We start from the raw sequence: 21,091 nt of genomic DNA, 5'->3' as shown, positions 1-21,091 counted from the left end.
TTCAACGAATGATTGAAAGTGATTCTAGTGGGCTTCCACTACTGGTGGAAGATCAAAAGGCGTCTCATAGCTTCATCAACTCCAACCAACCAGAGGCTCGACCATGAACACTTCCACGCTTCCACTGACCGGCAAAATCGCCATCGTGACCGGTGGCTCACGCAGCATCGGCGCAGCAATCGCCAAGCGCCTCGCGGCAGATGGCGCCACCGTCGCTATCACCTACAACGCATCGCCAGATCGCGCCGCAGCGGTCGTGCAGGAAATCGTCGCGGCGGGCGGCCAGGCTGTGGCGCTGGCGGCCGATGCGGGCAATCCCGAGGCTGTACGTGCAGCGATTGCCGAGGTTGCACAGCGTTTTGGCAAGATCGACATTCTGGTGAACAACGCTGGTATCAGCCTGCTCGGTGCCCCGGAGGACATCGCCTTTGAGGACTTTCAACGCATCCTTGCGGTGAACGTGACCGGCGTCTTCGTCGCCACTCAGCAAGCGCTCAAACACATGGGGCAGGGCGGTCGCATCATTCACATCGGCAGCTCGATGGTGCAATACGCTGCGTTCGCTACGGCCTACGTCTACACCCTGAGCAAAGGTGCGCTGACCGGTTTCAGTCGTGGACTGGTGCGGGATCTGGGGCCGCGCGGCATCACTGTGAACACCGTCCATCCCGGCCCGACCGACAGCGACATGAACCCGGCCGACGGACCTATTGCGGACTTCCTACGCCCGAACATCGCCATGGGGCGGTACGGCGAGGGCAAGGATGTCGCCAGTGCGGTGGCGTACCTGGCCAGTGCGGACGCCGGGTTTGTCACCGGTGCAGAATTAATCGTCGACGGCGGCTTCACAGCGTAAGGAGAGCATCATGACTATCAGCATCATTGGTACAGGCTCCATCGGCACCGCCATCGCTCGGTTGCTCGTCAACGCAGGCCTGCCGGTCAGTCTGGCCAACAGCCGTGGGCCGCAGAGCCTTGCCGGTTTGGTCGACGAATTGGGTCCACTCGCACAAGCGGTGACGGCTCAGCAAGCCAGTCAGGCGGACATTGTTTTTCTGGCGGTGAACTGGTCGAAGATCCCCGACGCGGTACGCGATCTCGGGCCTTGGGATGGACGTATCGTGATCGACGCCAACAACCCGATCGAGGCACCACTGTTCAAGCCGTTCGATCTGGGCGGCCAGCCGTCTTCGCAAGTGGTGGCGCAGATGCTGCCCGGTGCGCACGTGGTCAAGGCCTTCAACCATTTGCTCGCGGCTCTGCTGAGCGATCCCTCCGCCGAGGGCGGCAAGCGGGTGCTGTTTTATTCCGGTGAAGATGCCACGAGCAAAACCAAGGTTGCAGAGCTGATTACTCAACTGGGTTTTTACGGCATCGATCTGGGCGGTGTGCAGCAAGGAATGCTTGCGCAGTTCCCGGGCGGACCGCTGCCAGCCTTGAACCTGGTCAAACATGGCTAACCGCTGAGCCCGGGCAACCGGGCTTCACACACCATTCTAGGTATCACAATGTCTTCGCGACACACTGAAACGTAGCAGGCGATTCGCTGCAGTAACACAAGCCCGCTCAGGCGTGTCACGCACAAGCGCATATACTCGCTGAGGCGCTTTCGCTGCGAACTCCCAAAGAGACCTGTCAGGGCAGACGATGATCGACAGAACGGACCCCCCAAATGAATCGGCCAGCGACGAGGCGCTGGGTGCCACGCAGCCCGTAACTGCGCTGAATTTGCGTTGGCTGATTCTCTCCCTGGTACTGCTGTCGGTTCTGGCGACGTTGGGCAACAGCCTTGTCACGGCCTACCGCGTGCAGCGCGATGCCTTGGTTGATCATGCGCTGCAATCGAACAGTGCTTATGCAGCTAAGGTCGCTTCGAGTCTCGCTGAATTCATTCATTCAGCACAGAACCATCTGCGGTACAGCGCCAGTGAATTGGGCAAGGCCTGGGGTGACCCCAGCGTCATGCGCGCCGAAGCGCTGCGCCTGCAAAAACAGGATGCCGATTTCAACTCGATTGCCATAATCGATAGCACTGCCAAGGTGCTGGAGGCGTATCCGGATACTCTGCAAATCAACGGTTCAACGCTGCGTTCGGATGCCATTCTCAAAGCCATCGATGCGAAGCGGCCCTTCATCAGCTCCGCGTATACGTCTGCCGCCGGCAATCTCGTCGTATTCATCTCCGAACCCGTTTACGACTCTGCTGAGCGTTACGTGGGCATCATCGGCGGCTCGGTTTATCTGCGCGAAGACAACGCGCTGCACACCCTGATCAGCCGCCATTTTCACCACGAAGGCACCTTTGCTTTTGTAGCGGATCAGGATCGCCAACTGCTTTTTCACCCTGAGGCGGCGCGCATTGGCGACACCCTGGGCTGGAGCAAAACCGTCGATGCGGCGTTGCGTGGCGAGAGCGGCTCGATGAGCGTGCGTAATTACAAAGGCGTACCCATGCTCGCCGGGTACGCTCAGGTGCCGGGCGCTGGCTGGGCGGTGGTCGCGCAGCAGCCGCGCGAGGTCAGCCTGGCGCCGCTGAACACCTTGATGCGCGATGTGCTGCTGGGAATGCTGCCTGCCGCCCTGATCGGCTTCGTACTGATCTGGTTCGGCACCTTGCTGATCTGTCGCCCGCTCAACCAGCTGTCGCGTATTGCCCGGCAGTTGTCAGCGCCGCAGGCCAGCGAGCAACTTCGCCACGTCAAGGCTTGGTATCACGAGGCATTTTCCATCCGCCAGGCGATGCTTGCCGGCGTGCAGTTGTTGCAAGCGAAGCTGGGCCACCTTAACCAGCAGGTGCTGACTGACCCCATGACCGGACTGGCCAATCGCAGAGCCATGGATCAGGAGTTGCGCCGCCTTGAGCGCAGCGGGCAGACATATTCGGTGTTATCGCTGGACATCGACAATTTCAAAAAGGTTAACGACACCTTTGGCCACGACAAGGGCGATCTGGCGATCAAACAGGTCGCGCATACACTGCAAACCTATTCCCGCGTCGGCGACCTGGCGTGCCGAGCCGGGGGAGAGGAGTTCTTGCTGATTTTGCCGCAAACCGATGTCGAGTCAGCCAGTGCCATCGCTGAGCGGATTCGTCAGGCCGTTGCGACCAGTGATATTCCGACGGTGGGGCGCATTACCGCTTCGATCGGCGTGGCAACGTGTGAACACTTGCCGACTACTGCAGAAATCGTCCTCAAGAAAGCCGATGAATGCCTCTACCGCGCCAAACAGGGTGGACGCAATCGAGTGGAGTCGTACCTGTCGATGGCCTCGAGCGATTCCGAATGAGGCTACAAATTGATGCATGTCACGGGGCTTTCAACTAATCGGCAGAGTTGTTGATTCTGCCTCGATTCCACGCTAAAAGCAGCGGTAGGTGCCGCGCAAACGGCGCGTCCAGCAGTCGCGAAGACGCGTCACGGGCCAAATCATTCGGGCGGTGAAATGAAGCGTTCCAAGATCATGCGGCGGGGAATATTGCTGACGGCCCTTGCGGTGATCGTCCCGTTGGGCATGACCCTCGCGGCTGGCTGGATGCTGTCGATCTACGCGGCTCATGACCGCCTGCAAACGCTCGCCGCGATTGCCAACGATCGCGCCAGTCAGACATTTGCGCAGGCCTCCCAGGCGCTGAAAAGCATTGCTGTCACTGACCTCGAACCCTGCTCGCCACAGGGCATCGAGCAGATGCGCATGATTGCCATCAATACGTTTTCGGTCGAGACGGTCGGCTACGAAGAAGATGTATTTGCCTGCACGTCATGGGGCGCCACGCCGCCGCGGTCGAAGCAATGGGCGGAGGATTTCGTCACCGACGACGGGGTGAAGGTGTCCATCGATGCGCAGGATGACAACGAGCTGATCAAACCGATGCTGGCTTTGCAGTTTGCTGCGTTCAACGTGCTGGTCGACCCGGAACAATTTCGCGAAGTCGTACTGGATGAAGGCGTCAGGCTGGCCGTCGGCACACGTCAGGGCCGCTTGCTCGGCCCGGCGCACCCGAACATGGCGAGTTTCCTTGCCTTGGTGCATGAGGGGCCTACGCATGGCCTCAAGGACGGCTTTCTCTACACACTGGTGGCCCAGGGCAACTTCACCGTAATTGCCGCAATCCCGCGACAGGAACTGCTGCGCAGCCTCGGGCAACACGTGCTTTATCTGCTGCCGATCGGTCTTGTCATCAGCGTAGGCCTGGTCATTGCGAGCCTGCGCTGGTGGCGTCGCAAGCTGTCCCCGCTGGCGGCACTGGAGCGCGCGGTGCAGCGACAGGAGTTCGTGGTTCATTATCAGCCGATCATCGAAATTGAGACCCGGCGCTGCATCGGCGCCGAAGCCTTGATCCGCTGGCGCAAACCCAACGGCACGCTGGTCTACCCAGACGTGTTCATCCCGCTGGCCGAATCCAGTGGCTTGATCGAAGCGATCACTGACCAAGTGGTTCACCGCGTATTCGCAGACCTTGGCGGCATGCTCGCCAGTGACCGTTCGTTGCACGTGGCCTTGAACCTGGCCGCTGCCGATGTGAGCTCCGGACGACTGATACCGACTTTATTGAATGAAAGCCGTCGCCTCGACGTGCAGCCCGCGCAGATATGGCTTGAGGTGACAGAGCGCAGCCTCGTCGATCTGGCGTCAGCGAAAATAACACTGGAGCGCGCGCGAAGCGCCGGGTTTGTTGTCGCGCTGGATGACTTCGGCACCGGCTATTCGAGTCTGCAATACCTGCAGCAATTACCGCTGGACGTGCTCAAGATCGACCGATCCTTTGTTGAGCAGATCAGCGAAGCAGAGGAGCAGACCTTACTGGTCACTCACGTCATTCAGATGGGCCACGCGTTGCGCCTGACACTTGTCGCTGAGGGCGTCGAGACCCCGGCACAGCTAAACTTCCTGGGCGCCAACCAGGTGCGCTATGCACAGGGATGGCTGTTTGCGAAAGCCATGGAGTGCGCACAGTTCCAACAGCTCTATCTGGACGGTCGGCCTTGCACCGACGCGCGCATTCTTCAGGACCCGATTGTTTCCTGAAAGAAACGAGTCGAAAAAACCACATTGACATATCGAAAAATCTCGATATCCTCGGCGCATGGAACTGATCGAAATCTTCAAAGCCCTCTCGAACCCGACGCGCCTCAAGATCCTTGAAGGCCTGAAGGATCCCGTCAAGAATTTCCCCCCGCAGGATGAGGGTGACGTTCTCGTCGAGGGTGTCTGCGTCAGCAGCATCCAGGAAGGTATCGGCCTGTCGCAGTCGACGGTGTCGAGTTATCTGGCCACGTTGCAGCGGGTGGGGCTGGTGGAAGTGCGACGCATCGGTCAATGGACCTACTACAAACGCAATGAGGCTGCTATCAGCGCGCTTGCAGAGATCATAGGGAAAGAGCTGTAAATTTTTTTACTCTAGGATATCGAGAATTCTCGATATCCCTCTTTATCGATACGAGGTTTTGCCATGAAAGCGATGATTTTGAAATCCTTCGGCGGTCCTGATTCGTTCGAACTCAGCGACGTTCCAAAACCGGTTCCGCAAGCGGGCCAAGTGCTGGTCCGAGTGCACGCTACTTCCATCAATCCGCTGGATTATCAGGTTCGGCGCGGTGACTATCCCGATCTGGTGCCGCTGCCGGCCATTACCGGTCACGACGTGTCGGGCGTGGTTGAAGCCATCGGGCCGGGCGTCAGCGCTTTCGCGCCGGGCGACGAAGTCTGGTACACCCCGCAGATATTCGACGGGCAGGGCAGCTATGCCGAGTACCACGTGGCTGCTGAAAGCATCATCGCCAGAAAGCCTGCATCGCTGAGCCACCTTGAGGCGGCTAGTCTGAGTCTGGTCGGCGGTACGGTTTGGGAAGCGCTGACCGTGCGCGCCGTGCTCCGCGTTGGCGAAAGCATTCTGATCCACGGCGGCGCGGGCGGGGTCGGCCATGTGGCGATTCAGGTGGCCAAAGCCATGGGCGCCAGAGTGTTCACCACCGTGCGCGAGGCCAACGCCGACTTCGTCCGCAGCCTGGGCGCCGACGTGGTGATCGATTACACCCAAGAGGATTACGTCGAAGCAATCATGCGCGAAACCGCCGGGCATGGCGTTGATGTGGTGTTCGACACGATCGGCGGCGATACCCTGTCCCGCAGTGCCGACGCGCTCGCCCAGCTTGGCCGCGTCGTCTCGATCGTCGATATCGCGCAGCCACAAAACCTCGTTCAGGCCTGGGGCAAGAACGCCAGCTACCACTTCGTTTTCACCCGGCAGAATCGCGGCAAGCTCGATGAATTGAGCGCGTTGGTCGAGCGCGGCCAGTTGCGGCCCCACGTTGGCGCGGTCTATTCCCTTGCCGACATCCCGCTCGCCCATGCCCGACTGGAGAGCGCCAACAACGGTCTGCTGGGAAAAATCGCCATCGCCGTCGAGTCTTCACTCATCGTCTGAATCCGCTCACTGATTTTGGAGAAACATCATGGTTTACGAGATCGCTGTGCTGCCCGTTCACCCGCATCAGACTGAAGCCTTCCGACGCGCATTTGCCGAAGTCGAACCGTTGCTCACCCGCGCCAAGGGATATGGCGGCCACTTGCTGGCGCAAGGTATTGAAACCCCCGAGCAATTCAATTTGATCGTGCGCTGGCAATCGCTTGAGGATCACTCGCCGGGGTTTGAAGAAAGCGAAGACCACCAGCGGTTCATGCTGGGGCTGGAGGATTATTTTTCGGCAGAACCGAGGGTCTATCACATTGAGGGTGGTGCTTTTCCGGGGGGCGACTTGAGCGTTGCGGGCAGCAGCTCAAGCACAGGGAGTTGAGTGTTCTGATAGCTTTCGTCACAAGCGGCTGCTGCCGATTTTCCCCCCGCGTTGAACCACTGCAATGATGGTAGGCTGCACGAGGTCAGCCGTACCTTCTGTACTCCTGAGTTCGTTCTTTTACTGTCTGCGCCGGCGCGCCTGTCGGCGCAGATGGATTTCCTCTATGGATTACAGCCATGCGCCTGCCAGATTTCATTCTCGAAAACCTAGAGCCGATCCTGCAGGCCTGGGAAGATTTCGCCCGCACCATCGAGACGCCGGGGGTGGAGCTCGATAACGTCGCGCTGCGCGATCACGCCGAGCAGATGTTGCGCGCCATCGTGATCGATCTGCGGACCAAGCAGACCATGAGCGAACAAATCGCCAAAGCCCAGGGCCAAGCGCCGCGCGACGATGAAGAAACAGCTGCGGAAACCCACGCGGTGACGCGGCTGATGGCCGGTTTTACCATCGATCAGATGGTGTCGGAATACCGCGCGCTGCGCACCAGTGTGCTGACCCAATGGCTGCGTCAGGTCAAGGATGGCAAATCAGTGAATGTCGACGACATGACGCGCTTCCACGAAGCGATCGATCAGGCGCTGGCCGAGTCGATTGCCAGCTACTCGCGCGCCGTTGAGGCGTCGCGCAATGTGTTTCTGGGGATTCTCGGCCATGACTTGCGCACGCCGCTGGGGGCGATTCTGCTCGGTGCGGATATGTTGCGTCGTACCGAAGCCATCGACCCGCGCACCAGCAAAGTGGCCAGGCAGATCTACGCCAGCGTGCAGCGCGCCAGCCAGATCGTGGGCGACCTGCTGGATCTGACGCGCTGCCAGATGGGGCCGGGGATTCCGGTGAAAAAAGCCCTGATCGATCTCAGCCCTGTGTGCGAGCGGGTGATCGAGGAAATCCGCGCCTTTCATCCGCAGGCCAACGTGCGGTTCGATGCGACGGAAGCGGTGATGGGAGCGTTCGATGGCGCCAGGATGGAACAGGTCTTTTCCAACATCATCAGCAATGCGGTGACCCACGGCGATAATCAGTTTCCGGTTACGGTTGCACTGGAAGCTCGGGAGGATTGCGCGGTGTTCACGGTGCACAACGGCGGCGAGCCGATTCCAGAAGACGTGTTGCCGTTCATCTTCAATCCTATGGGGCGCTTCTCGCAGCGCTCCGTAGTTGATCACGGGCCCGTTGCCGGGCTGGGTCTGGGCCTGTTTATCGCCTCGGAAATCGTCGCCTCGCATGCCGGCTCGATCGAGGTCAGCTCTGATCTGGACGGCGGAACGGTGTTTCGCGTAAAGCTTCCGGTGGATGCCGAAAGCCCCGTCACCATCTAGGCCAATCGATGGAGGGCCGGCCCCGGCCCTCCAGCCTGATCACTCCTCCATCACCTCAACCAAACCCCGGTCCTCACCGAGGAACCCGCCGCTCTGGTGCTGCCACAGCCGCGCATAGGTGCCGTTCTTCTCGAGCAATTGCGCGTGGGTGCCTTGTTCGATGATGCGGCCTTCGTCCATGACGATCAGCCGGTCCATGGCCGCAATGGTCGACAAGCGGTGGGCGATGGCGATCACGGTTTTGCCCTGCATCATTTCATCGAGGCTTTCCTGAATAGCGACTTCAACCTCGGAATCCAGCGCGCTGGTGGCTTCGTCGAGAAGCAGGATCGGCGCGTTTTTCAGCATCACCCGGGCGATGGCGATGCGTTGGCGCTGCCCGCCCGAAAGCTTGATGCCGCGTTCGCCGACCAGCGTGTCGTAACCGCTGTGGCCCTGCTTGTCGCTCAACTGGCTAATGAAACCATCGGCCTGGGCGTTCACCGCCGCGCGGTGGATGTCTTCGTCGGTGGCGTCCGGGCGACCGTAGGCGATGTTGTCGCGGATTGAGCGGTGCAACAGCGAGGTGTCCTGGGTGACCATGCCGATCACGCTGCGCAGGCTGTCCTGGGTGACCTCGGCGATGTTCTGCCCATCGATGCGGATCTCGCCGCGATCAACGTCGTAGAAGCGCAGCAGCAGGTTGATCAGCGTCGACTTGCCCGCACCGGAGCGGCCGACCAGGCCGATTTTTTCGCCGGGGCGAATATGCAGGGTCAAGCCGTCGAGCACCTGGCGTTCGCCGTTGTAGTTGAAGCTGACATTGTCGAAAACCACTTCGCCGCCGGCAGGCTCAAGCACTTTGGCATCCGGCGCGTCCTGGACTTTCGGGCCGCTGGTCAAGGTGGCCATGCCGTCCTGGACGGTGCCGATGTTCTCGAACAGCGAAGTCATCTGCCACATGATCCAGTGCGACATGCCATTGATGCGCAACGCCATGGCGGTGATCGCCGCGACGGCGCCGGTGCCGACTTCGCCCTGATGCCACAGCCACAACGCGTAACCACCGGCACCGAGAATCAACGCCACCACCAGCGCCTGATTGACGATTTCGAACTGGCTCACCAAACGCATCTGGCGGAAGCCGGTGAGCTTGAAATCTTCCATCGCCGCGCGGGCAAAGTGCGCTTCACGCTTGGAGTGCGAGAACAGTTTAACCGTGGTGATGTTGGTGTAGGCGTCGGCAATCCGCCCGGTCATCGACGAGCGCGCATCGGCCTGTTCCTGGCCGACTTTGCCCAGACGCGGCACGAAATACACCATCGCCAGCCCGAACAGAACGATCCACGCCAGAAACGGCAGCATCAGCTTCAGCGCAAAGCCACCGGCCAGCGCAATGATCGCGATGAAGTACACGCCAATGCCGGGGAGGATTTCGATCAGGGTGAACAGCACCTCGCGCACCGACAACGCAGTCTGCATGACCTTGGTCGTCACCCGGCCGGAGAACTCGTCGGAGAAGAACGACAGACTTTGCCGCAGCATCAACCGGTGAAAGTCCCAGCGCAGGCGCAGCGGCAGATTGATCGCAAGGATCTGGTGCTGGACCATCGTGCGCAGCGCCACCAGGCCGATGCTGACAACCAGCACGATGCCGATGCCCCACAACACGCGGCTTTCCTCATCACCGGCAGCCCCGCCGGATTGCCAGGTCGAGAGCAGATCCACCACTTGCCCGAGGAAGGAAAACAGCCACGCCTCGTAGATCGACACGCTGGCGCTGAGCAGGGCGAAGGCCAGAATGTAGCCGCGCGCGCCCCGGGTGCAGGCCCACAAGAAGCGCATCAGGCCGACTGGCGGTGGCGGCGCCTCGTCGGGCGGGAAGGGGTCAAGCCTTTCTTCAAACAGGCGAAGCATTGCGGTCTCCGAAGTGATCAGGGTGTGGGGATTCTGCCATCTATCGGCGGCGTTGCGGGGTTCACTGTAGTCATCAGGACGAATCCGTGTGCCTTGTCTTGACCGCAGCCAGGCGCAGAAGCTCAACGCAATCGTGCCAAGCGCAACCTTTCGTCGCTGATCCAGACCTGACACGGCACGCTCATCAACCTCTTTGAACTCTCGCGCAAGCTGCTCCGTCATCTTCTATGTGGGGGCTCGAGGCAATGTTGCCGTGTAGTCCCGTTTTTCCGTTTTCAAGTCAGAACGCGAGGGGCCACATGAATACTCAAGACAGCAGGGCAGGCTTTGAATCAGCTGATCCGAACAGCAAGCCTGGACAGGCTTTTGAACATTTGAAGGACGACGTCAACGAAGCAATTGGCGGCGCGCGGCAACAGGCCGACGCGCAATTCGGACAGTACCGCGACACCGCAGCCGAACAGATAGAAGCACTGGCCCAAGGGGCAAAGAGCTTCGTCTCGGAGTTGCAGGACAAGGACACGCTGGGCATGTCCGACTACCTGACGGACATGGCGGATTCCATGACCGGGCTGGCGGGCAACCTGCGCGGCAAGAGTGCCGAGCAATTGCTGCACGATGCGGCGGATCTGGCGCGCAGCAATCCGGGCCTGTTCATCGCCGGCAGCATTGCTATCGGTTTCGGCCTGTCGCGGTTTCTCAAAGCCGGCACGGCCGCAGCAGCGACGGTCAGCGCCGAACATGATCCGGCGGCGGGCACGACATCGACGCCACCGCCAGCCGATTACGGTGCGCAGCGACCCTATGAATCGTCAGTGCCGTCATCGGCCCACGCCAATCCGGGACTGGCCACCGGCATCACCCCGACCTCGCCCAGTGACAGCGATCACCCCGCTGATTTTGCCGCGGCTTCCGTACCGCACGCACCCGACGCCAAAGGAGAACTGTGATGAACAGAGATGAATCTGATCTGAGCGGGGCAAGGCCCCTCGGCCAAACGGATGACGCTTCGGTGGTCGGTCTGTTGCGACAACTGTCCCGAGAGGTGCCAGCGTTGTTCACCAAGGAACTGGCATTGGCAAAAGCCGAACTGCAGAACAGCCTCAGCACGCTGAAGGCGGGCATCGGTGCGGTTGCCGGTGGTGCGATCGTGTTCCTCGCCGGCTTTATTATTCTGCTGATGTCGGCGGTGTACGGCCTGAGTATGTTCATGGCGCCATGGCTGGCCGCGCTGATCGTCGGCGTGGTGGTGATGATCATCGGCTTCGCCATGCTGCAATCCGGGAAGAAGCAATTCGAGCCATCTCACTTCAAACCTGATCGCACCCTCGACGCCTTGAACAAGGATCAGGAAGCGCTGCGGAGGAAAGTCTCATGAAAAGCGAACTGGATATCGAAGCGGAAAAAAGCCCGGAGCAGATCGAGCGCGAAATCGATGCGCAACGCGCGAGCATCGGCAACATCGTCGATCAACTCGAGAGCAAATTCACCCCCGGACAGATGATCGATCAGGCCTGGGGAATGATGCAGAGCAACGGCTCGACGTTCTTCACCAACCTCGGCACCAGCGTGCGCAATAACCCGGTACCTGCGGTGCTGACTTCCGTGGGGCTGCTCTGGCTGATGATCAGCCAGAATCGCCCGCCAGTGCCGCAACCGACCTATCGCAGCGGGCCGGATCAGGACAAGGCCGGCGAGTGGGCCGACGGTTTGGCCGACGGCATCGACAGCGCCCGCGCGCATTTGCACTCGACTACTGACACGCTGAAGGACGGCTACCAGTCGCTGAAAGGCAAGGCCAGCCACCTCGGGGAAAACGTCGGTGCGGCGAAGGAAAACCTCAGCCATGCGATGCATGACGCCAGTGATCGACTGTCGCGTAATTCGCAGGTGCTCGGCCAGCAATTCAGCCACCTGCTCAAGGAGCAACCGCTGATGGTGGCTGCCGCCGGGGTTGCGCTCGGTGCATTGCTCGGCGCGGCGTTGCCGACTACCTCCACTGAACAGCGCTACATGGGCCGTACCAGCGCTGGCATGGTCGACAAGGCCAAGCAGAAAGCTCAGGAGGGATACGAAGCCGTGCGTGACACGGTGACTCGAACCACTGAACAAACCGAAGTGGAGACCAGGCCGGAAACGGCGCGGCCTTCGTCTTCCGATTTGTCACAGGGGTTGGGTACTTCTTGATGGTGAAAAACAAGGGAGGCCTGCAATGGGCCTCCCTTTTTATTGGACTGCGGGTCAGGTCGATACCTCATTCTGCAGGCCTTTCAAATATTCGACCAACGTCTGTGCACACGCTTCAATCGCGCCATCCACGACCAGTTCGAACCCGTGGGTATTCTCGGTCGGGATTGCGATGCAGCCGGCCTGGGCGCTGATGCCTGAGCTCATCACCGCGCTGGCGTCGGAGGCGAAATCCACCAGCAGGGCGAACTGTGGATCGAAGCCGCAACGCTTGGCTGCGTCGGCCAAGGCCATGACCACGCCGCGCGAGTAATAGCCTTTCTGGTCGCCGGTATCGATGATCGGGTCGACGCTCAATCGCGTTGCGTACTCGCTCATCACCGGGCCGACTTCCACCGCGATTGTGGTGTCACCGGGCAGGTGCGCAGCGGCGTACATTGCGCCGGCGTTGCTTTCTTCCTCAAGGGTGGTGAAGACAAAGTAGGTGTCGTGCGCCAATTCGGTCGGGCTGCGCTTGAGTTGCTCGGCGGCCTGGAGCATGGCGACGACAGGCGCGCGGTCATCGAGAAAGTGCGCAGCGGTGGCATCGCCCACTCTGAACGGCGTACGCCAGTGCTGGCTGAGCACGACACGGGTGCCGGGGCGCACGCCCATGTCTTGCAAGGTTTGCGGGTCGTGGCGCGTGATGATGTGCACGTCTTTCCACTCCACCGCGCCGCTCATCACATCCTGGCCCTGCGGCGAGCCTGTGGTGGCGTGCATCGAGCCGAATGAGAGCACGCCGGGCAGGGTTTGCGCATCGCCGAGAATATCCACCGGACAGACACCGAAATTCACCGGATTCCCACCGCCGAGGGCAACCACCCGCAACGTACCGTCCGGCTCGACGCGTTTGACCAGCATGGCGATCTCGTCCATGTGGCCCATGATGCGCACAGCGTGCTTGCCGTCCGGATCGGGTTCGCGGCCCTTGAGCAGGCCGATGACATTGCCGGCCCGATCGGTCCAGACCTCGTCGCAATGGCGCCGCAGTTCTTCCAGGCAGATCGCCCGAACTTCGTCTTCCTGACCGCCAGGCCCGCGCGCCATGAGCAAGCGGCTCAATAGTGTTTGGGTGGTTTCCTCTGTGTTGCGCGGCGAAGGCGTTTGATTATCCGACATGCATGTTGACCCTCCTTGCATCGGCGGACGTGTATCGACCGCTCAGAATTTAGGGGGCAGATTGGCGGGAAAATTCAGATGGGTTGAAGCCTTCTGATTCACCTGCATTCCCTGTGGGAGCGAGCTTGCTCGCGAAAGCGCAGTGTCAGGCGATGATGATGTTGACTGTGCCGGCGCCTTCGCGAGCAGGCTCGCTCCCACAGGGATTTTGGTTGCGCTGAAGATTGTGGCCTTGCCCCGGACCATTGTGGGAGCGAGCCTGCTCGCGAAAGCGGTGTGTCATTCAATGTGGATGTATCTGATCTGGCGCCTTCGCGAGCAGGCTCGCTCCCACGGGAATTTGGGGTGTGACAAAGATTGCTGATCTGCCCCGGACCATTGTGGGAGCGAGCCTGCTCGCGAAAGCGGTGTGACAGGCGATGATGATTTTGAATGTGCCGGCGCCTTCGCGGGCAAGCCCGCTCCCACGTGGGGTTTGAGGTGCGACAAAGATTGTAGATCTGCCCCGGATCACTGTGGGAGCGAGCCTGCTCGCGAAAGCGGTGTGTCATTCAACATGGATATATCTGATCTGGCGCCTTCGCGAGCAGGCTCGCTCCCACAGGGGTTTGGGTTGCGCTGAAGATTGTGGCCGTGCCCCGGACTATTGTGGGAGCGAGCTTGCTCGCGATAGCGGTGTGTCATTCAATGTGGATGTATCTGATCTGGCGCCTTCGCGGGCAAGCCCGCTCCCACAGGGATTTGAGTTGGATTGAAGAGTTGCGTTTGTCAGCGGTTGTATTTCAGCGCTTCGACAAGCGCTGCAAACGCTGCGGAGCTCTGGCGTCTGTTCGGGTAATACAAGTGATAGCCCTGAAACGTCGGGCACCATTCTTCCAGCACTTCCACCAATCGCCCGTCGGCCAGATACGGCGCGACCAATTGCTCGGGCACGTACGCCACGCCGATGCCGTCCACGGCGGCGTTGAGCACATGCATGATGCTGTTGAACACCAGTTGCCCATCGACCTTCACGCTGAAATCCTGACCCTTGTGCGCAAACTCCCAGGCGTAAATCGCGCCGGCCGGTTGGTGACGGATGTTGATGCAAGTGTGCTCCGTCAACTGATGCGGCGTGGTGAGTGCCGGGTGGCGAGCGAAGTAACCTGGCGAGGCCACCACGGCCAGGCGCCAGTCCGGGCCGATGCGCACGGCGATCATGTCTTTGCTGATCGATTCACCGAGACGAATGCCGGCATCGAAGCGTTCCTTGACCACATTGGTAAATCCGTAATCGACGTAAAACTCCAAGGTGATATCCGGATAGTCCTGCAAAAACTTTGCAAGCATCGGCCGGATGCACAATTCGATCTGATCGTCCGTGCAGGAAACGCGGATCGTGCCGCTGGGCTTGTCGCGCAATTCGCCGAGGGCTTCGAGCTCGGCGCTGATCTGCTCGAACAGCGGCGCAATTGAGTGCATCAAGCGTTCGCCAGCCTCGGTCGGCGAGACATTGCGCGTCGTACGAGCGAGCAAGCGGATACCCAGACGCTGCTCCAGCGCGCGGACCGTATGACTCAGCGCAGACGGCGTGACGCCGAGGCGGGCGGCAGCCTTGGTGAAGCTTTGCTCCTGGGCCACCGCCAGAAAGGCCTGCAGGTCGTTGACTTTGGCGTTGCTCATTGCTGAATTTTTCTCAAAAGCACATGAAGATTACCGCTACTAATCAAGTTAAGCCTGATCCGTCAAGCTTTGCAGCCTGAGTAACGGGGCAGAAGTGCCTCGATGATTTCTTCTTCAAGACAGGTTTTCGCATGACGGCTCAAGTAATCGACACCCCGACAGCCCAGCCCATGGAAGCGTCCACTGACGGCGAACAACCGGCGTACTGGAGCGGTGTGTTCGCGATGACCTTGTGCGTCTTCGCCCTGATCGCCTCAGAGTTCATGCCGGTCAGTCTGCTCACGCCAATGGCTACGGACTTGCTTATCAGTGAAGGCTTGGCCGGCTATGGCATTGCCATCTCCGGCGCGTTCGCGGTGCTGACCAGCCTGACGATCAGCAGACTCGCCGGCTCGATGGATCGCAAGCGCCTGTTGCTCCTGTTGACCGCGCTGATGTGCGCGTCCGGGCTGGTGGTCGGCCTGGCGCCCAATTACACGGTGTACATGATTGGCCGCGCATTGATCGGTGTGGTGATTGGCGGCTTCTGGTCGATGTCAGCGGCGTTGGCCATGCGTCTCGTGCCCGCCGCCAGCGTGCCCAAGGCACTGGCGATTTTTAATGGCGGCAATGCCCTGGCGACCGTCGTGGCGGCGCCGTTGGGCAGTTATCTGGGCAGCGTGATTGGCTGGCGCGGGGCGTTTTTCTGCCTGATACCCGTGGCGCTGATTGCGCTGCTCTGGCAATGGATCAGCTTGCCCGCGCTCCCGGCCGCGCCACGCAAAGCCAGCGCAGCCAATGTTTTTGCGTTGTTCAAAAGCCGCCGGGTGGCGTTGGGCATGCTCGGCGCAGGTCTGTTCTTCATGGGCCAGTTTGTTCTGTTCACCTACCTGCGACCGTTTCTGGAGACCGTGACCCGAGTCGATGTTTCGATGCTGTCGATCATCCTGCTGGTCATTGGTGTGGCGGGGTTTATCGGCACCGTGGTCATCGGTTCGGTGTTGAAGAAGGGGCTGTATCGCGTGGTGATCGCCATCCCGCTGTTGATGGCGATCATCGCGGTGGCGCTCATTGGGATGGGCAGTTCAGTGGTCGCGACATTCGTGTTGCTGGGCTTGTGGGGATTGATCGCCACTGCCGCGCCGGTGGGCTGGTGGTCGTGGCTGGCGCGCACGCTGCCCGACGATGCCGAAGCCGGCGGTGGGCTGATGGTGGCGGTGGTGCAGTTGTCGATTGCCTCGGGTTCTACCATCGGTGGTCTGCTGTTCGACGGCAGCGGTTATCGGCTGACGTTTTTCGCCAGCGCGGCATTGCTGGTGCTGGCGGCGCTGATGACCTGGCTGACGTCGCGGCAGACAGCCTGAATCAGCTTTCGCTGTTTTCGGCCGCCGCCTGCGCCGCTTCGGCTTCCAGCTTCAGGCGGTCGGCCTTGCAGATGTATTTGGGCTTTTTCGGCGCCAGTTTGGCGTTGGCCTTCTTGGCTTTTTCCTTGAACAACTGCTGCAGCTTCTTTTGGCGATTCATGATTTTTCGATCGGGGGTGGAGAGGGTGGGAATCCTGACGCAAGGCCGAGTGGTCAGCAAGAAGAAATCCACTAAGCTGAGCACATTCGCCCATACTCTAGAGCATCCCCCAACCGAAGGAATCGCACATGAGAAAAGCTCGCAGATTGATTACCGCGTTGTCTTGCCTCGCGCTGGTAATCGGCAGCACGACCGCACTGGCTGACCCCGGCAATGGCAAGGGGCAGGGTGGTCAGGGCGGCCAGGGCAACGGCAAGGGCAAACCGCAAAACATGCAGGATCACGGCAAACAGGGCGGGGGCGGCCAAGGCAATGGCAACAAGGGCCAGCAACACTCTGGCAATGGCGGCGGGCCGAGCGTCGATCGCGGCAATATTCTCAGCAGCGTCGGCATCTATCGCGGCCAATACTGGAATCCGGGGCCGCCGCTGCCGCCGGGTATTCAAAAGAATCTGGCGCGGGGTAAACCGTTGCCCCCGGGCATCGCCAAGAAGCTGGACGGGCGAATGCTCGAACATCTGCCTCGTTATGACGGCTACGAATGGCGACAGGCGGGCACTGACCTCATTCTCGTTGCGCTGGCCACCGGGCTGATCTACGAGGTGCTCAACGGCGCGTTCGATTGATTGTTGAAAAAGGAGCGGCCGCACGTGCCGCTCCTTTTTTATGTGGGTATTGCTGCAGCCTTTGCAGCAATGAACTGCATTCAGGCTGGGTTGTTCGTTGAGTGCTGCGCTTTCAGACTGAGCTCAACGCTTAACGAATGAATGGAGATGACCATGGCCAATGCAATCCGCTTCACCGCAACGGGCGCACCGGACGTCCTGCAATTGCACGCTGTCAGCGAACAAGCCCCCGGGTCCGGCGAGGTCTGGCTGGAGCAAGCGGCGGTGGGCGTTAATTACCTGGATGTGAGCCAGCGCAAAGGTGCGGTGCCGGTGGCGTTGCCGTCGGGGCTGGGGCTGGAAGGCGCGGGTCGGGTGGCGGCGGTCGGTGCCGGTGTGAGCAATGTGCGCGTCGGTGATCGGGTCGCTTACGCCACTGGCCCCTTGGGCGGTTACGCCTCGGCGCGGTTGTTTCCGGCAGAGCGGCTGGTGAAGATTCCCGAAGAGTTGACGTTCGAAGACGCGGCGGCGGTGTTGTTCAAAGGCATCACCGCGCAGTATCTGCTGAAGGCGACTTATCCGGTCGGGCCGGGCACGACAATGCTCGTTTACGGCGTCGCGGGAGGCCTGGGGGAAATCATGGTGCCATGGGCCAAACACCTTGGCGCAACGGTGATCGGTGTGGTGTCGAAGCAGGCCAGTGTCGACAAGGCTCGCGCGTCCGGTTGTGACGAAGTACTGGTGTTCGATGCCGAGACTCTCGCCGCCGATGTGGTGCGTATCACCGAGGGGCGCAAGGTCGATGTGGTGTATGACCCGATTGGTCGGGTGTCTTTTCAGGCCTCGCTGGACAGCTTGCGCCCACGCGGATTGATGGTCTCGTTCGGCGCGCAGACCGGCGCGCCGGCAGCGGTGGAAATGGCCACGCTGAACGCCAAGGGCTCGCTGTTCCTGACCCGTCCGTCGCTGGCCGCGCACACCGCCACGACAGCTGAATATCAGGAGCGCGCGCAAGATGTGCTGGCCGCTGTTGCCGCCGGTATCATCACGCCGCAAATTCGCGCGCGTTATTCATTGGCTGACGCGGCACAAGCGCACGCCGATCTTGAATCGGGCCGATCATCAGGGGCGATCATTTTAAAACCATGAATCTGGATGTTCTGAGCAACCCGCACAGCGATGAAATCGCTGCTTTCCTGGCCGTCGCCGCGCAAGGCTCGTTTGTCGCGGCGGGGCGTTTGTTGCAGCGCCATCCGACCATCGTTTCCAAGCGCCTTGCGGCGATGGAGAAGCGACTCGGCGTGCGGCTGGTGGAGCGCTCGACGCGACACGTGCGTATCACCGAGGCTGGCCTGCAACTCGAACAGCGCCTGCGCGCGGCCGTCGAGTTGATGAACGAAGCGCAGCAGCAAGCGGTGCAGGTTGCCAGCGAAGTACGCGGCACCCTGCGCCTGGCCTTGCCGGCGGCGATGGGGCGGTTATGGCTGGGGCCGCTGCTGCCGGAATTTCTCAAGGCTCACCCGCAGGTCTCGCTGGTCGCCGATTACAGCGAAGGCCTGGTCGACATCATCGAGCAGGGCTTCGACGCGGCTATTCGCATCGGCGAGCTTGAGGACAATCGCCTGATTGCAAAAAAGCTCAGTGACCATCGTCGGATTCTCTGCGCATCGCCGGCCTACATCGAGGCCCACGGCATGCCGCAAACCGCGCAGGATCTGCTGCAACACAATTGCCTGCGCTTCAGCGGGCTGGCGTCGTTCCCGCTGTGGCGACTGCATCGCGGCAACGAAGTGCAGACCATTACGCCACACGGCAACCTGACCGCCAGCGACAGCGAATCCCTGCTCGCCGCCGCCCGCGCCGACGCCGGCATACTCGGTGCCGGCGACTGGCTGATGAGCCGCGATCTGGCGGCAGGGCGGCTGATTCGCGTGCTGCCCGACTGGCATCTGGATTCGGCGGGCGGCGTTTATCTGGTCAGATCGTCGTCGCGGTTTCCAGCGGCGGCGGTGGTGGCGTTCAAGGAGTGGATCGAAGCGAAATTCGAGACCGGGCCACCTTGGGCGGTTTGAGCACAACCTGCATCAAGACCGACACTGACCCCGTGGGAGCGAGCCTGCTCGCGAAAGCGCAGTGTCAGTCATGGATGATCTGGTTGACCTGACGCCTTCGCCAGCAGGCTCGCTCCCACAGGTTTCGTGGCTTGCTCAGAAACTCCCGAACGCCCAAATATCCAATGTGAGAGCGAGTGCCAATTTGGGCGCACAAAAAAGCCCGGCATCGCTGCCGGGCCTCGGTATCTTCAGCACTTTACGCGGCGATCTTGTTGGCCGCCATTTCCTTTTTGTGACTGGCTTTCATGGCTTCCATCTGTGCGCCCAATTCCTCGAGTTTTGCCTTGCCCAGAAGCTTCTGCGCTTTCGGGAACATTTCCTGTTCTTCCTCTTCGATGTGGTGCTCCAGCAGTTCCTTGACCACTTTGACCCGACCAGCAAATTCCGGGGTGCCTGGATCGGTTTCTTTCAGATCAGGCAGTACCAGCGAATCCACGGTGCGGTGCTCTTCCTTGGCTTCGTAATACATGATGTCTTCTTCCTTGCTGCCGGCTTCCTTGAACGCAGGATAGAGAATCTCTTCTTCGAGGCGGGTGTGGATGGTGATTTCCATTTCCAGTTTGCCCAGCAACTCGACGCGTTTTTTCAGCGCGCGGTCGGTGGACTCACTCAGTTGGCTGAGGATGGCTTTGACTTTTTCATGGTCGGCTTTGAGAAGGTCGATAGCATTCATTTTTGAGGCCTCTGCTTTTCACGGATTGAACACAGCGTTCTTTTTTTCGCGCTGCTGTGTATTCAGGAAGAGGCTATCGCAGGACTCATGCCAACTCGCTGATCGAGCGCAATCCGTCTAAATCAAGGGCTGGCATCGAAGCAGGCACAATGCTTTCGTGCAGCCTGCAAGAAATCCGCGTGGCGGGCATTGCATATAACAAGCCCGGCAAAAGCCGGGCTGCGGGTGATGCTTGAGACGGGCCTGCGTCCTTGCTTAGCGGCTGGCCTGGGAAGGCGAGCCGCGACCGATATGCTTGGGCCCCGCCAACGCCCAGGCGATCAGGCCGAACAGCGGCACGAACACGATCAGCACGATCCACACGCCTTTATTGCTCGATTTCCCCTCGCTTTTGCGCACCCGGTTGATGGCCCAAAGCTCGATCAGCACGAGAATGACCGCCAATACGATCCACACGGTTTCGATTTGCATAGGCTTAACTCCTGATGGTCTGTGCGTTAGGCGGCGAGAGGTGCGTTGGGTTCATTCTTTTTGCCTGGGACGAGCGGACGCGGTGATACCCGGTTGCAAAATAAATGTCTGGTCGCCGCTGCGCCCTATATCCTCTGCGCCACACGTTTAGGCTGGAACAGGGACAGGGCAATGGCATTCAGGGTGATGGTCGTCGGTGGTTATGGCAATTTCGGCAGTATCGTTTGTCGGCATCTGGCGCAGATGCCAGAGATTGAGCTGCTGCTGTCGGGCCGCGATGCGCGCAAGTTGCAACGCCAGGTCGCTGAGCTGCAAGCGCAGTCGGGCCGAGCTTGCGAAGGCTGGTGCGGTGATGCGATGGGCGCAGGTTTTCAAGCGGCGTTGCGAGAGTTGAATATTCAGTTGGTGGTGCACACCGGCGGGCCGTTTCAGGGGCAATCCTACGCAGTTGCTGAAAGCTGCATCGATGCCGGGGTCAATTACTGCGATCTGGCTGACTGCCGCACCTTCGTCAACGGCATTGATGTGCTCGACGCCCGCGCCAGGGAGGCTGGTGTGGCCGTGCTCAGCGGTTGCAGTTCGGTGCCGACCTTGTCTTCGGCGATCATCGATCAGCAGCGCTCACGTTTTGCGCGAATCGACTCGATCGAGCATGGCATTTCTTCCTCGGCGAAGATGCCTGGGCTGTCCACAGTCG

General features: G+C 60.4%; 22 protein-coding genes. 16 read left to right on the top strand and 6 right to left on the bottom strand.

Annotation, left to right across the window (positions count from 1 at the left end):
• Window positions 1–103 precede the first annotated feature (103 nt).
• The 8 genes from V8J63_RS05055 to V8J63_RS05020 all read left to right on the top strand — a co-directional run bounded on the left by V8J63_RS05055 (window position 104) and on the right by V8J63_RS05020 (window position 8,122).
• Window positions 104–856, top strand: a complete 753-nt coding sequence (locus V8J63_RS05055; RefSeq protein ID WP_336463689.1) for a 3-oxoacyl-ACP reductase family protein — start codon at window positions 104–106, stop codon at window positions 854–856.
• Window positions 857–863: 7 nt separating this feature from the next.
• Window positions 864–1,460 (top strand): NADPH-dependent F420 reductase, encoded by a 597-nt coding sequence (locus tag V8J63_RS05050; RefSeq protein WP_206663340.1) that lies wholly within the window; start codon window positions 864–866, stop codon window positions 1,458–1,460.
• Between the two features lie 187 nt (window positions 1,461–1,647).
• Entirely contained in the window at window positions 1,648–3,288 is a 1,641-nt protein-coding gene (locus V8J63_RS05045) for a sensor domain-containing diguanylate cyclase (RefSeq protein ID WP_197891963.1), read from the top strand.
• A 156-nt stretch (window positions 3,289–3,444) separates the two neighbouring features.
• The gene (locus V8J63_RS05040; RefSeq protein WP_130903298.1) at window positions 3,445–5,028 is read left to right on the top strand and encodes an EAL domain-containing protein; all 1,584 of its coding nucleotides are present in this window, start codon (window positions 3,445–3,447) and stop codon (window positions 5,026–5,028) included.
• 58 nt (window positions 5,029–5,086) lie between these two features.
• Window positions 5,087–5,389 carry an ArsR/SmtB family transcription factor gene (locus tag V8J63_RS05035; protein ID WP_024012559.1) on the top strand — a complete coding sequence of 101 codons (303 nt, stop codon included), beginning with the start codon at window positions 5,087–5,089 and terminating at the stop codon, window positions 5,387–5,389.
• A 63-nt stretch (window positions 5,390–5,452) separates the two neighbouring features.
• The gene (locus tag V8J63_RS05030; RefSeq protein ID WP_130889206.1) at window positions 5,453–6,427 is read left to right on the top strand and encodes a zinc-dependent alcohol dehydrogenase family protein; all 975 of its coding nucleotides are present in this window, start codon (window positions 5,453–5,455) and stop codon (window positions 6,425–6,427) included.
• Window positions 6,428–6,455: 28 nt separating this feature from the next.
• The gene (locus V8J63_RS05025; protein ID WP_016774292.1) at window positions 6,456–6,797 is read left to right on the top strand and encodes an antibiotic biosynthesis monooxygenase family protein; all 342 of its coding nucleotides are present in this window, start codon (window positions 6,456–6,458) and stop codon (window positions 6,795–6,797) included.
• Between the two features lie 179 nt (window positions 6,798–6,976).
• The gene (locus V8J63_RS05020; protein WP_336463688.1) at window positions 6,977–8,122 is read left to right on the top strand and encodes a sensor histidine kinase; all 1,146 of its coding nucleotides are present in this window, start codon (window positions 6,977–6,979) and stop codon (window positions 8,120–8,122) included.
• A 39-nt stretch (window positions 8,123–8,161) separates the two neighbouring features.
• Here V8J63_RS05020 and V8J63_RS05015 read toward each other — a convergent pair whose 3' ends face one another.
• Window positions 8,162–10,018 carry an ABC transporter ATP-binding protein gene (locus V8J63_RS05015; protein WP_056784851.1) on the bottom strand — a complete coding sequence of 619 codons (1,857 nt, stop codon included), beginning with the start codon at window positions 10,016–10,018 and terminating at the stop codon, window positions 8,162–8,164.
• Between the two features lie 299 nt (window positions 10,019–10,317).
• Between V8J63_RS05015 and V8J63_RS05010 the strand changes: the two genes are divergently transcribed.
• The 3 genes from V8J63_RS05010 to V8J63_RS05000 are packed head-to-tail and all read left to right on the top strand — an operon-like array spanning window position 10,318 to window position 12,205.
• Window positions 10,318–10,968 carry a hypothetical protein gene (locus V8J63_RS05010; RefSeq protein ID WP_336463687.1) on the top strand — a complete coding sequence of 217 codons (651 nt, stop codon included), beginning with the start codon at window positions 10,318–10,320 and terminating at the stop codon, window positions 10,966–10,968.
• Window positions 10,968–11,396, top strand: a complete 429-nt coding sequence (locus V8J63_RS05005; RefSeq protein WP_024012566.1) for a phage holin family protein — start codon at window positions 10,968–10,970, stop codon at window positions 11,394–11,396. The genes V8J63_RS05010 and V8J63_RS05005 overlap by 1 nt, the downstream gene beginning before the upstream one ends.
• On the top strand, window positions 11,393–12,205 hold the full coding sequence (locus V8J63_RS05000) for a DUF3618 domain-containing protein (RefSeq protein ID WP_336463686.1): 813 nt from the start codon (window positions 11,393–11,395) through the stop codon (window positions 12,203–12,205). Before V8J63_RS05005 ends, V8J63_RS05000 begins: the two co-directional genes overlap by 4 nt.
• 54 nt (window positions 12,206–12,259) lie before the next feature.
• Here the strand turns inward: V8J63_RS05000 and V8J63_RS04995 are convergent, their stop codons facing one another.
• Together V8J63_RS04995 and V8J63_RS04985 are read right to left on the bottom strand one after the other, a co-directional pair.
• Window positions 12,260–13,366 (bottom strand): M20/M25/M40 family metallo-hydrolase, encoded by a 1,107-nt coding sequence (locus tag V8J63_RS04995; RefSeq protein ID WP_336463685.1) that lies wholly within the window; start codon window positions 13,364–13,366, stop codon window positions 12,260–12,262.
• 768 nt (window positions 13,367–14,134) lie between these two features.
• Window positions 14,135–15,028 (bottom strand): LysR family transcriptional regulator, encoded by an 894-nt coding sequence (locus tag V8J63_RS04985; protein WP_336463684.1) that lies wholly within the window; start codon window positions 15,026–15,028, stop codon window positions 14,135–14,137.
• Window positions 15,029–15,159: 131 nt separating this feature from the next.
• Here V8J63_RS04985 and V8J63_RS04980 point away from each other — a divergent pair, with 131 nt between their 5' ends.
• The gene (locus V8J63_RS04980) at window positions 15,160–16,371 is read left to right on the top strand and encodes an MFS transporter (RefSeq protein ID WP_442963512.1); all 1,212 of its coding nucleotides are present in this window, start codon (window positions 15,160–15,162) and stop codon (window positions 16,369–16,371) included.
• 1 nt (window position 16,372) lies between these two features.
• Here the strand turns inward: V8J63_RS04980 and V8J63_RS04975 are convergent, their stop codons facing one another.
• A complete protein-coding gene (locus V8J63_RS04975) occupies window positions 16,373–16,531 on the bottom strand; it encodes a DUF2986 domain-containing protein (protein ID WP_024012572.1) in 159 nt (52 codons plus the stop codon).
• A gap of 128 nt (window positions 16,532–16,659) precedes the next feature.
• Here V8J63_RS04975 and V8J63_RS04970 point away from each other — a divergent pair, with 128 nt between their 5' ends.
• The 3 genes from V8J63_RS04970 (at window position 16,660) to V8J63_RS04960 (ending at window position 19,208) form a co-directional block, all read left to right on the top strand.
• Window positions 16,660–17,157, top strand: a complete 498-nt coding sequence (locus tag V8J63_RS04970; RefSeq protein ID WP_336463683.1) for an anti-virulence regulator CigR family protein — start codon at window positions 16,660–16,662, stop codon at window positions 17,155–17,157.
• A gap of 153 nt (window positions 17,158–17,310) precedes the next feature.
• Complete coding sequence (locus tag V8J63_RS04965; RefSeq protein ID WP_336463682.1) at window positions 17,311–18,285, top strand: quinone oxidoreductase family protein; 975 nt, start codon at window positions 17,311–17,313, stop codon at window positions 18,283–18,285.
• A complete protein-coding gene (locus V8J63_RS04960; RefSeq protein ID WP_130927621.1) occupies window positions 18,282–19,208 on the top strand; it encodes a LysR family transcriptional regulator in 927 nt (308 codons plus the stop codon). Before V8J63_RS04965 ends, V8J63_RS04960 begins: the two co-directional genes overlap by 4 nt.
• A gap of 238 nt (window positions 19,209–19,446) precedes the next feature.
• On the opposite strand, the gene V8J63_RS04955 is transcribed toward V8J63_RS04960, so the two are convergent.
• Window positions 19,447–19,923, bottom strand: a complete 477-nt coding sequence (locus V8J63_RS04955; RefSeq protein ID WP_024012575.1) for a hemerythrin domain-containing protein — start codon at window positions 19,921–19,923, stop codon at window positions 19,447–19,449.
• Window positions 19,924–20,178: 255 nt separating this feature from the next.
• Window positions 20,179–20,394 (bottom strand): PLD nuclease N-terminal domain-containing protein, encoded by a 216-nt coding sequence (locus V8J63_RS04950; RefSeq protein WP_016774306.1) that lies wholly within the window; start codon window positions 20,392–20,394, stop codon window positions 20,179–20,181.
• 171 nt (window positions 20,395–20,565) lie between these two features.
• On the opposite strand from V8J63_RS04950, the gene V8J63_RS04945 reads away from it, so the two are divergent.
• The coding region (locus V8J63_RS04945; protein ID WP_336463681.1) for a saccharopine dehydrogenase NADP-binding domain-containing protein at window positions 20,566–21,091 on the top strand (526 nt) is incomplete at its 3' end.

Origin of the sequence: Pseudomonas sp. CCNWLW23 (genome assembly GCF_037095675.1) — a bacterium.
Classification (GTDB): Bacteria; Pseudomonadota; Gammaproteobacteria; order Pseudomonadales; family Pseudomonadaceae; genus Aquipseudomonas; species Aquipseudomonas atacamensis.
Note: the sequence above shows the minus strand (reverse complement) of the source record. Positions and strands in the feature narration are given on the sequence as shown.